The following is a 9,905-nucleotide window of genomic DNA, read 5'->3' as shown; positions in this document are numbered from 1 at the left end:
TTCTACTGGCGCTACTGGTTCTACTGGGCCTGCCGGATTAGGATTAACAAACTACCTATATACTTTTGATACTACTAACCAATCAGTTTCAGTAGGAGGTAATGTTACCTTTAATACAAATGGACCTATAATAGGAACTGCTCTTACTCATATAGCAGGTACTGGAAATATTATAATTAATACAATAGGGACATATGTAGCAGAGTTTCAATTAATGGCTACTCGTGAAAATCAATTTTCCTTTGCATTAAACGGGACACCAATTTCAGGCGGAAGATATGGAACAGGTTCACCCCATACCCTAAATCAAGGTACTGTCGCTTTTACAGTAACAGCTATTCCTTCAACATTAACCTTAGTAAACAATATTTCTTCAGCTAGTACTATCACTCTCTCAAATAATGATGGAGGTTCTTTAACAGCTGTATCTGCGAGTATAAGTATTTTTCAGGTAGGATGATTAATTGAACTAGAAACGGGACAAAGAAAAGCTACTATACGTAGCTTTTTTGGATTATGAGATTAAGGTTACATTTAAACCTTTTTTGTAGCATAAATATCCCTCTAATCTCTATAAGCATGCACAACACAGTTTTTATGCATGCTCTTTTCATTTTGATTAAAATAAGGATTTTATTATGATCTAACACCGATTTCTTTATCTAGTCGCTTCTCAAATTCCGCACTTTCTTCTGACGAAAGTGTTTCATAAAACCATTTATCTGATACAAGTACAGTGGTTGTTGTGCCGTCATCTTTCCTTACAGTTCTTAATACCCAGAAACCTTTCGGACGCTTATTTGAGTACTGATCCCAAAGAGTTTTGTTTACTTCCATTAATCCAGGACTAATCTTCCCGTTAAGTTCAACATGGACAAATGATGCACTAAATGCACATACGTTTTCGCCATCTCTTTCTAAAACTTCGATGTCCATATGTTTAAATTTATATCTATTACTTTTAAGTGTTTTTTCTTTAATCATTTCAATCTCTCCCTTTTCTCCAAAATAACTATTTTGTTAAAGATTAATATGATAGTTCTGGTCTTTCTTCCGGTTGAACAGAATCATTGTCATATGTTTCATCAAGAATTATCTTTGTTCCATTTTGCTTCAACTTCATTAGTAACATTTCAAAAGAATTTAAATGTCTTAAAGATTTTAAGTCTGGAATTTTATCGTATTGCATATCCCATCCTTCATTTTCTTCCTTCCATTTAGATAATCGAAGAGCAAAGCTCATCTTTTCATCATGATCACATTCAAACACTAAGGTTGCATATTTAAAGGAACTCCATTCTCTACCTTCATCCTCATCCACTTCAAATCTAACGTCCACATACTCATACGTTGGTTCATCATCATGATCAACTTCTAATCCATCTGTTTCTACATTTTGTTCAACATACTCTTTCCATTTCTCAAACAGATCTGTTACCGTAATTGTTTTTTCAGCTGCTGGTATCATTAACTCCTGAAAATTACTTAGTAGTTGTTTATTTTCTAGCGCTGAACCTTTCAGAACCTCAACTAGTACGCTGTCTAATTTAGTGACATAATTTGAGTAATCGTAGTTTTCTAGATATGGAACCATAACGGATTTCACTTTTTCTTCAATAATCTTTGTTACATCTCCGTAAGAACGAAATAGATTTTCCAATGCGTTCTGTATACCTCTTTCTAATTGTTCCTCAATTAATCTTTCAACCGTACCATCCACTAATTTCTTGCTAATCACGTCTTTAATGTTATTTTCTAAATTCATTTTTATCGCTCCCTTAGTTTTTTGTTTTGTATTCTAATAACGCTCTTATTTAAATTTCTTCTACTTCAACTTCACAATCATTGTCTTCACTTACCACTTGGATATTGATGGCATCAAAGATTCTCCAATCATCTTTAGCAACTCCAATTGGAAGTTTTCCGCTTTCTAAAGGGATGCCATAGCCTTCAATACACTCATGACCAAACCTAGCTCTATACTGGGCAATCATATCTGCATGGCCTTTTAAGTCTTCAATGTTATAAAAATTATTTTTAAAGTTTTCTAACCAACTTGCATCCATCTTACTTTCATCTATTTCAATAACAAATTTATCTACACGAGTTACCCTACACTCAAACTTTTTCATATTTCTTCCCCATTTCTGTACAAAATTCAAATTTGGTCTTAATCACCTTTCCCCATTTGTGAGGAATTTCAAAATTGGTATCAAAGTAACTGTGTTTTTCGCTCATCAACACGAGTCACTTTTCCATTTTTATATACAAATGATTGTTCACCATGTCCACTGTTCGGTGGATCTATCTTATGGATTTGTCCATCTTTTACTACATAAATCTTGTTTTCTTTTAAATCTATTTCAGCTTTCATTTCTGCAATATTTTCTTTAATAATCCCCACCGAAATCACTCCCATATATGCTATAATTACTTTGTCGAAGTAAATCGAGAGTGATCTCGGCTTTTTTTATTTTGTGTAATCTCATAAATACTGCACAACATCTTCTGGGATAAATGTTTGTTCTACTGATAAGTAAAGTCGAATTGGAATCGCTTGTTTAGTATCCCTTGCTTGCTTACATAATTCTTCAGCTTTTTCCCAATCAAACCGCTTATCTTCCGCTCGTTTATATCGCCAAATTCCAATCGTATAATCCTCAAATAGTTCGTACTTTGCGTCATATGCGGTTGTTTGTTTTAACTCATCCATCGCTTTAGCTCCACGTGGAACTTGAACGATTACATCTGCATAACGCACTTGAGAGCTTGAATATTGAACTTTGGCTCTCTTAATATTAAATTCAGATACTCGTTCCACATCAAAGATTGTTAACTGCTTTGGCATGTGTCTCACTCTTTTCTCTTCTCATCATCACAACATCACTATGCTTCCTGCCTAGATTCGTTATCAAATCTACTTTCAAGATTAATAAACTTACTAAACTCTTTAATAAAAGCCAGTTCTACAACGCCTACCGGGCCGTTTCTCTGTTTAGCTAGAATAATTTCAGTTACATTTTTATTAGCTGTTTCTGCATCGTAATAATCTTCACGGTATAGGAATGCAATCAAATCAGCATCTTGCTCAATTTGTCCAGTCTCACGTAAATCAGATAACAACGGCCGCTTATCTTGTCTATTTTCAACAGCACGACTTAACTGTGATAATGCAATTACACAAACTTTTAATTCTCTGGCCATCAATTTCAACTTGCGGCTAATCTCACCAATTTCTTGCATACGGTTTCCCTTATGCTTTGGATCACCAACGATAAGTTGTAAATAATCGATTGCTATTAATACTTTTTTATTTGGATATTTACGTTTTAATTTTCTTGTCTTTGCATAAATTTCTTGCATTGTTACATTTGGCTTATCATATATTTCTAGCGGCAAGTTATTAATTAGTCCCATCGCTTGACTAATCTTTTCCCAGTCCTTGATGTTACATAGTTTTTTAGGGTTCTTCATTTTTGTTGCATCAACGTTTCCAGCGCTTGAGATCATACGCTTAAGCAATTGTTCTTCTCCCATCTCTAGTGAAAATATTCCTGTCGCTGCATCTGAACTTGCTGCATTATACGCGATGTTTAACACAAATGCGGTTTTTCCCATAGATGGACGTCCACCAACAATGATTAAATCACCTTCCTGTAATCCAGAGGTCATTCTATTCAAGTCATTGTAACCAGTATTTATTCCTGTTAAATCACCAACATCAATCTGCATTTTTTGATATAACTCTACAAGAGTTCCTCTTAAATCAAATTCACCTGCATAGCCCGTCTCCTCAATGGCATTCAACTCATCAATTGTGTTACTAATCGCGCTAATATCCTTGTCATTTTTAAGATTGTTATATAAATCGACAACTACTTCTTGAGCGTGCCTCATCTTCCAAGCTTCGATAACTAGACCTTCGTGATAAGAAAAGTTCTTCGTTGTTGAAACTACCTCAGTTAAATTAACAAAGAACTCTACACCACCAATTTGCTGGATAAATGTTTCATCAAATTTAGCAATTAACGACACAAGATCTATCGGACTCTCAGCATCATCTAATTCCTTCATAGCCTTAAAAACAATTTGGTGTGCTGGATGTGAAAATTGTTTTTCTCTTAACTGGCAATCTTTAATTAAATCACCTTCAAGAAGGATGCTACCTAAAACACTTTGTTCGGCTTCTATATTGCGAATGATTTCGTTACTCATTGCATCATCCATCCGTTCTGTTTGTTAAGCGCTGCAAGTTCTTCATCAGTAGGCGCATTTTGTTGCCAAGACTCTTGCTGCTGTAGCACTTGCTTAGTAGCTTGAGACATAACTGCTTGTTGGTAAACTGGTTGCTTTTGCATTTGCGTTACACGTTTAGCACGAAACTCTTTATCAGCTGCCTCTACTTCCTCAACAGTTCTAAAACCCTTATCATGCCAATCTCGTAAAATGCTATTTACATAGGTCATATGCTTAATATTTTTTTCTAAGGCAATTTTCATTGCTTTAATAACAAGCCCTGAGTTAAGATCATCGACCCACTGTAAAATTTCTTCTGCAATAAAAGGAGAAATGCTAACACTGAAATTTTGCTCGTAAAAAGAAATTGGATTAACTTCAACAACTTCGTCGGCCTCTTCTTCTTGTTCTTTTTCTTGTTCTTTTTCTTCTTCTTTTTCTTTTTTCTTCATAGGTGTTTCGAAGCCCCTTTCAAGCTCCTTAAAACGTCTTTGGAAGTGCTCTTTGATAAGTCCGATTTTATATCCTTTTGTCCGTTCTAATTCCAAACAATTTTCATAAAAATCTAGCAAAAACTCTTCATCTTTAATTAATTCCAATTCTTTCAAAATACATTTTTCGATATTGATATTAGAAACCGGATTATATTTTAGCCAATTGAGTATCATAATTTCTTTTGTTCTTTTGTTGTAATTAATTTTCCCGTACTCAGCGAAACGTTCCAACAATTTCTCGACAGTTTCGCGATTATACCCTGTATCCATTTCAATAACGCGTAGTGGAATTTCATAAATTCCGCTTTGTGACGTTTTGTTGTTCGTCATAAGATACAAATAAAAATACTTTTCTTCCGGAGTAAGATCCAATACAAATGAATCCTGCCAAAATGTAATTTGAATATTTCTATAAACTGCCATATTATTCATCCTCCTGTTTACATATCGCAAATCCATCTTCTATATGTAATAAGCGATAATTCTTATATCCTTTTGCAAGATACTGCTGCACTAAATGAATGAGATGTTGCTTTGATGCCGATTGCTGAAATATCTTAGGATTCAGCAACACTCTATGTAATTTCTTGTCTAAAAGCATGCAACACCCTCCATTGTTATCCAGCGTTTAATTTGGTATAATTAACCTAACTTAATTTTTGAAAGCTATTTATCTATCACTTTGCCGAGTAATAGATTTTTTATTTCTTCCGCTTCACTAAAGAAGCATTAACTCCATTCGCTTGGAGCCCCTTTATCACCACACGATAGCTTTTAGATACCTCATGTTCTTCTTTTGCATCACGAAGCATTTTAAATTCTTTCATGCATCGATCCAGTTCTTCTTCCCAGCGATTTGATTCTTCGGCTGATTTTGCATTAAACATGTTATGAATACATGCAGTCATACAGTTATGAAGTTTATTCGCAAATGAAAAGTCTCCTGGAAGAACTAGATCATGAAGGCGATCGCATTCATGTATCATGAATCACACCCCTTTTCTATTTAAATTGATGCTGTACGCATCGTTACAACCAGAAAGAGTTTTTTAAGGGGATGAAGTAACAACCCTTTCTGGTCATAACGACAAGCACAGTGCTTGTCGAATTTCATAGAAATATCTCAAAATCTATTATTTTGGTATAATCTCCCTTGAAGGGAGATGTTAATCCATGAAACTAAACCAAGACTGTGTAAGAGATCTTCTTCTTGAATTAGAAGAAAAACTTACTATTAATGACCATTTTTTATTACCGCATTTCAACAATCTAGATACCGTATCAAAACATGGATTTGATGACACATTTTATAGTTTTTCAAAGTTACTCGAAGCTAGCTATTTAAATGGAAGCTATAAATACGCTAGTGGTGAACTATTCCATTTATCGGTTGATTCAATATCATGGAATGGTCACCAGTTCTTAGATACTATTCGTGACAATGAAATATGGTCAAAAACTAAAAATGCTGTAGGTTCATTGTCAAGTGCTTCTATTTCTATCATGTCATCATTGGCAACTAGTTATCTAAAACAGAAATTCGGATTAAGATAACTAGTCACCGATTAGCTTTTTGTATTAAACTCATCAATAAATTTATTAAATGCATTAAAAAAACGTGTGAATTTATCTGGAGAATAGTCATTGCTATCAAACACTAAGGCCAGTGTTAAATGACTTTTTCCTTTTCCTTTTAGATTCCTAATATCAAAAGATGTTGGGTTTTTAATTTCATAATTTGCAATCGAGATATGTACATATTTTTGTTTATTTACTTCCGGAACATGATACTCCAATCAATTCACCTCTTTTCTCTTTTTATTAATGCTGTACGCATCGTTACAACCAGAAAGGGATCTTTAAAGGCGATAGAGAGTAACAACCCTTTCTGGTTGTAACGACAAGCACAGTGCTTGTCCGAATGAATAATAAAATGTTATAATTACTTTGTTGAATATATTTAGAGCTACTGTTTCCTAGGCGGTAGCTTTTTCTTTTGCCCATTTATGTTTTAAAGTGAATGATGCTTCGATGATTTTGATTCGAATACCCACTAACTTCTTCTCTTGCTTTAATTCAACTGACTTTACATCATCACCAAATATTTTCGCTATTTTGATTTCACCAGTTAGTTTTGCATCATAGCGAATTAATTCCTTATATTCTCTTAAACTTGGTTTCTTATAATCTACTGTCATTTTTCTTCCTCCTTTACAGCACTTTTGTTAAAGTCATTAAGCTATCCACCGATTGAATAATAACGTTTTCTGCCATAGCCTTTTGCAACCAACTTCTTTGTATTTGCTCCATAATGCCAAAATGCACTTGTTCCAAAGCTTGCACTACACATTGAGTAGCTTGGATTGTATCGAAGATTTCCTTTGCATGAACTGCGTATTCGTGTTTCTTCTTTTCATCGAGCTGCCATGATCTTGTTGTAACTTGCAAGTTCATAATTTCCTTTGCTGCCACAATCCCCTCTTCAGCTTGTTTAATGTAATTCATCAATTGTAAATTCAAATCTTGAGTTAAACGTGGATCTGTAGGCGGTAAACCAACACCATAAATATGTTTAATCGCTTGTTGATTCAACTTTGCCCCTGTTGCATGGCACCAATCCATCGCAAGCTCAAATTCTGGTTTAGAAAGTCCAGATTCAATACGGGTTAATCGTTCATGTGTAATACCAAGATACTTAGATAGTCCTTTCTTAGTTTTCAGATGGACATTGTCACAACATTCTCTAGCATTCTGTAACAATTCCCCTATTGCTGAATTGCAGTATATGCTTGTTCCCATATTTGTTCGCCTCCATATTTAGTTTTCAAATGGTTACAATAAATTTAGTACATACGTAACTTGTCTATTTTTTATGTAAAAAGAGAGGAGCTATTCCTCAGTGTTTTCTTTCACTTGCATTTCTTTGATGATGTCCCAACCAGCCTTGTAATATGCTTGAAGGATTTTATCAATATCCTTTTGCGATTTAGGTTCAGGAGCCACAACATGGACTTTCGTTTTTCCAAATTCATAAGTCGCTGCATATTCTTCTTGTTGGCTCATGGTGTCACCTCTTGAAGTGCTTTTTATATGTTTATGCTGCTGATCTGTTGGTACGGCCATTTGAATTACTGACATTTTCTCACCTACTCCCTAATCAATCGTGCGTTTTTCGCACTTTTTATTTAAAAATTTTTTCTACTGTACTTTCTAATGTTTCTGCAATTTTTAAAGCTACATCTAAAGATGGTTTATGTTTTTCATTCTCTAGATTTGAAAGATAAGCTCTCGTTATTCCAACTTTTAATGCTAGATCTTCTTGGGTTATACCTTTTTCTTTTCTTAAATTGGTAATCTTATTCAATTCTTCACCACCCTTACGTGCGTTTTTCGCACCTTATAATCATATAATACGTTCCTTAAACGAACGTGTCAATCATTTCGTGCGTTTTTCGCACTGTTTTTTTTACGAACATATCATGTTAAAATTTTACCTATAAAGGAGGGATTAATTTGGCATTTTCTGCGAAATTAAAAAAACTTAGAGAGTCTAGGGGACTTTCCCAAGAAGAATTAGCGGCTAAACTAAATATCCCTCGTTCTTCTATAACACATTACGAAAATAGTGATGATCGTTTACCAAGAAAATCACGTTTACTTGAAATCGCAAACTATTTTAGCGTTTCTGTAGATTTTCTCCTTAGTGAAGAATCTGTGCTTACTAAAAAGAATGAAATTGATCACAATTTAGAAAAGACACTTAACGATCCTGAACTTGGGCTTTGGTTCAAAGATATTAAAGATGCTTCTCCTGAAAAGCAAGAAGAACTTAGGCAATTTTGGGAGTTTATTAAAAACAAAGAAAAGAATCGTGGACCTGGGGATAAGCAGCACTAATTAAATAAGTGAAATAATAAATACGCGCTAACTGGCGTATTTTTATTTAACACATCACTGGTTAATTGTTCCTATATAATCAAAATTTAGGATGCAACCTTTTAAACAATATGGCTTATTAAACCTTTATATTTAGATAAAATTACATTTGTACACTATGAAATGTAGGGAGAGGCGACATTCGTGTTATTTTTAAATATTTATACATTAGATACAGCTGAACAATTGAATTTATTTATCACAGAAAATGGTAAATTACTTTTAGAAGACTTAAAAGTAATTATGTCAAAAAAAACTGCTATTTGTGATTCAGAAGGAAACATTACAAGTGAAGGCTTTATGAATACTTCACTTGAAGAAGTTGAAAAAGTTAATTTCATTAATAGTTACTGCGCCTCACAAGGTAGCCTTGGCTACTTTAATGAAACAAAACTTACTAACGGAACCATTCAAACAGCCAGAAAGAAACATCAATACTTTATTACTTCTTCCATAATGATTACAGACAACAGCCATTTAATTATGAAATTTGCAACATCAAGCGAAGAGGATGCGAAGGGAAATGTGAAAGCTTTAATTGGGTCTCTTAACTTTAAAACTTCAACTTTTAGAATCGATGATAAATTGATTAGAGCAATAAAAAAGGAATACAAATGGACTGCAGCGAAATTAGAACGTATAGACAAATATGGGGACCCTACTAAAAGACTTTCATATGAGATTGATCCATCCAATGACACATCTATATCAACAGTAGACGAATTATACCAAAGTCATGGTAAAATGTCTCATATACAATTTGAATTTCCTTATGAGGCAAAAAATTGTCCTAAGTACGTAACAGTTAAATTATATAAAGATGGAAATAGAATTGTTATTGAGGAAAATCAATTCCCTCTTAAAGACCGAAATGTTTACATCCAACCTTTTATTATTCAACTGTTAAAAACCTTAATCCAATTAAAAAAAGAAGGGATATATGATGCGATTCAAACTACTTAATGTTAATAATCCTGACAAACTCCTTAAATTATCCAAAATAAAACGGTCCTTTTTATCTAAGAAAGAGGACTTAAATCTATTTCATTACTTTGAAGTTGAAAAAAATCTATTTCATGTTGTAATGCATATTAATGACGAATATTTATTAAGCACTAAGAAAAATGGAAGTTATATGAATGTTCCATTTTCACATTATATTAATTGTTTCTTTTTAAAGACTTCACAATATTTTTTTATTGAGGATATTGGTGATGGTTATATTAATGACATTACAGC

At 33.5% G+C, this 9,905-nt stretch carries 18 protein-coding genes and 1 pseudogene; 5 read left to right on the top strand and 14 right to left on the bottom strand.

Annotated features, from left to right (window positions below; all coding sequences use genetic code 11):
• Positions 1–460 (top strand): annotated as a pseudogene (locus V7024_RS19820) (collagen-like protein); the annotation flags it as partial.
• 176 nt (positions 461–636) lie between these two features.
• Here V7024_RS19820 and V7024_RS19815 read toward each other — a convergent pair.
• From V7024_RS19815 to V7024_RS19775, 9 genes are all read right to left on the bottom strand, one after another.
• On the bottom strand, positions 637–984 hold the full coding sequence (locus V7024_RS19815; RefSeq protein WP_335523053.1) for a hypothetical protein: 348 nt from the start codon (positions 982–984) through the stop codon (positions 637–639).
• Between the two features lie 43 nt (positions 985–1,027).
• Positions 1,028–1,765: a hypothetical protein gene (locus V7024_RS19810; protein ID WP_335523050.1), complete on the bottom strand. Its 738-nt coding sequence runs from the start codon at positions 1,763–1,765 to the stop codon at positions 1,028–1,030.
• Between the two features lie 49 nt (positions 1,766–1,814).
• Positions 1,815–2,132 (bottom strand): hypothetical protein, encoded by a 318-nt coding sequence (locus V7024_RS19805; protein WP_335523049.1) that lies wholly within the window; start codon positions 2,130–2,132, stop codon positions 1,815–1,817.
• 80 nt (positions 2,133–2,212) lie between these two features.
• Complete coding sequence (locus V7024_RS19800; RefSeq protein WP_090911784.1) at positions 2,213–2,404, bottom strand: DUF3954 domain-containing protein; 192 nt, start codon at positions 2,402–2,404, stop codon at positions 2,213–2,215.
• Positions 2,405–2,485: 81 nt separating this feature from the next.
• Positions 2,486–2,848, bottom strand: a complete 363-nt coding sequence (locus tag V7024_RS19795) for a cell division protein SepF (RefSeq protein ID WP_335523045.1) — start codon at positions 2,846–2,848, stop codon at positions 2,486–2,488.
• A gap of 38 nt (positions 2,849–2,886) precedes the next feature.
• Positions 2,887–4,215, bottom strand: a complete 1,329-nt coding sequence (dnaB, locus tag V7024_RS19790) for a replicative DNA helicase (RefSeq protein ID WP_335523043.1) — start codon at positions 4,213–4,215, stop codon at positions 2,887–2,889.
• Positions 4,212–5,153: a DnaD domain-containing protein gene (locus V7024_RS19785; RefSeq protein WP_335523041.1), complete on the bottom strand. Its 942-nt coding sequence runs from the start codon at positions 5,151–5,153 to the stop codon at positions 4,212–4,214. Before V7024_RS19785 ends, dnaB begins: the two co-directional genes overlap by 4 nt.
• 1 nt (position 5,154) lies before the next feature.
• Positions 5,155–5,331, bottom strand: a complete 177-nt coding sequence (locus tag V7024_RS19780; RefSeq protein WP_335523038.1) for a hypothetical protein — start codon at positions 5,329–5,331, stop codon at positions 5,155–5,157.
• Between the two features lie 100 nt (positions 5,332–5,431).
• Positions 5,432–5,716 (bottom strand): hypothetical protein, encoded by a 285-nt coding sequence (locus V7024_RS19775; protein ID WP_335523035.1) that lies wholly within the window; start codon positions 5,714–5,716, stop codon positions 5,432–5,434.
• A gap of 187 nt (positions 5,717–5,903) precedes the next feature.
• Here V7024_RS19775 and V7024_RS19770 point away from each other — a divergent pair, with 187 nt between their 5' ends.
• Entirely contained in the window at positions 5,904–6,284 is a 381-nt protein-coding gene (locus V7024_RS19770) for a DUF2513 domain-containing protein (protein ID WP_335523031.1), read from the top strand.
• 11 nt (positions 6,285–6,295) lie between these two features.
• On the opposite strand, the gene V7024_RS19765 is transcribed toward V7024_RS19770, so the two are convergent.
• From V7024_RS19765 to V7024_RS19745, 5 genes are all read right to left on the bottom strand, one after another.
• On the bottom strand, positions 6,296–6,526 hold the full coding sequence (locus V7024_RS19765) for a hypothetical protein (protein ID WP_335523029.1): 231 nt from the start codon (positions 6,524–6,526) through the stop codon (positions 6,296–6,298).
• Positions 6,527–6,706: 180 nt separating this feature from the next.
• Positions 6,707–6,928, bottom strand: coding sequence for an RNA polymerase subunit sigma (locus V7024_RS19760; protein ID WP_335523028.1), 222 nt, complete (start codon positions 6,926–6,928; stop codon positions 6,707–6,709).
• 13 nt (positions 6,929–6,941) lie between these two features.
• On the bottom strand, positions 6,942–7,529 hold the full coding sequence (locus V7024_RS19755) for a sporulation sigma factor-processing peptidase (RefSeq protein WP_335523025.1): 588 nt from the start codon (positions 7,527–7,529) through the stop codon (positions 6,942–6,944).
• A 90-nt stretch (positions 7,530–7,619) separates the two neighbouring features.
• Positions 7,620–7,868, bottom strand: coding sequence for a hypothetical protein (locus V7024_RS19750; protein WP_335523024.1), 249 nt, complete (start codon positions 7,866–7,868; stop codon positions 7,620–7,622).
• A 43-nt stretch (positions 7,869–7,911) separates the two neighbouring features.
• On the bottom strand, positions 7,912–8,094 hold the full coding sequence (locus tag V7024_RS19745) for a helix-turn-helix transcriptional regulator (RefSeq protein WP_335523022.1): 183 nt from the start codon (positions 8,092–8,094) through the stop codon (positions 7,912–7,914).
• Between the two features lie 149 nt (positions 8,095–8,243).
• On the opposite strand from V7024_RS19745, the gene V7024_RS19740 reads away from it, so the two are divergent.
• The 3 genes from V7024_RS19740 to V7024_RS19730 form a co-directional block, all read left to right on the top strand.
• Positions 8,244–8,627: a helix-turn-helix domain-containing protein gene (locus V7024_RS19740; RefSeq protein ID WP_335523020.1), complete on the top strand. Its 384-nt coding sequence runs from the start codon at positions 8,244–8,246 to the stop codon at positions 8,625–8,627.
• A 183-nt stretch (positions 8,628–8,810) separates the two neighbouring features.
• The gene (locus tag V7024_RS19735) at positions 8,811–9,629 is read left to right on the top strand and encodes a hypothetical protein (RefSeq protein ID WP_335523018.1); all 819 of its coding nucleotides are present in this window, start codon (positions 8,811–8,813) and stop codon (positions 9,627–9,629) included.
• On the top strand, positions 9,610–9,905 hold a 296-nt coding region (locus V7024_RS19730; RefSeq protein ID WP_335523015.1), incomplete at its 3' end, for a hypothetical protein. The genes V7024_RS19735 and V7024_RS19730, both read left to right, overlap by 20 nt.

Source organism: Bacillus sp. JJ864, assembly GCF_036963045.1.
GTDB lineage: Bacteria > Bacillota > Bacilli > Bacillales > Bacillaceae_G > Bacillus_A > Bacillus_A pseudomycoides_C.
This window is presented reverse-complemented; position numbering and strand designations above follow the sequence as displayed.

Bases quoted from the DNA above. Each gene is read 5' to 3' on its own strand.
- V7024_RS19755 (WP_335523025.1), bottom strand. From the start codon at position 7,529: ATGGGAACAAGCATATACTGCAATTCAGCAATAGGGGAATTGTTACAG.
- V7024_RS19810 (WP_335523050.1), bottom strand. From the start codon at position 1,765: ATGAATTTAGAAAATAACATTAAAGACGTGATTAGCAAGAAATTAGTG.
- V7024_RS19760 (WP_335523028.1), bottom strand. From the start codon at position 6,928: ATGACAGTAGATTATAAGAAACCAAGTTTAAGAGAATATAAGGAATTA.
- dnaB (WP_335523043.1), bottom strand. From the start codon at position 4,215: ATGAGTAACGAAATCATTCGCAATATAGAAGCCGAACAAAGTGTTTTA.
- V7024_RS19775 (WP_335523035.1), bottom strand. From the start codon at position 5,716: ATGATACATGAATGCGATCGCCTTCATGATCTAGTTCTTCCAGGAGAC.
- V7024_RS19795 (WP_335523045.1), bottom strand. From the start codon at position 2,848: ATGCCAAAGCAGTTAACAATCTTTGATGTGGAACGAGTATCTGAATTT.
- V7024_RS19815 (WP_335523053.1), bottom strand. From the start codon at position 984: ATGATTAAAGAAAAAACACTTAAAAGTAATAGATATAAATTTAAACAT.
- V7024_RS19780 (WP_335523038.1), bottom strand. From the start codon at position 5,331: ATGCTTTTAGACAAGAAATTACATAGAGTGTTGCTGAATCCTAAGATA.
- V7024_RS19770 (WP_335523031.1), top strand. From the start codon at position 5,904: ATGAAACTAAACCAAGACTGTGTAAGAGATCTTCTTCTTGAATTAGAA.
- V7024_RS19805 (WP_335523049.1), bottom strand. From the start codon at position 2,132: ATGAAAAAGTTTGAGTGTAGGGTAACTCGTGTAGATAAATTTGTTATT.
- V7024_RS19785 (WP_335523041.1), bottom strand. From the start codon at position 5,153: ATGGCAGTTTATAGAAATATTCAAATTACATTTTGGCAGGATTCATTT.
- V7024_RS19750 (WP_335523024.1), bottom strand. From the start codon at position 7,868: ATGTCAGTAATTCAAATGGCCGTACCAACAGATCAGCAGCATAAACAT.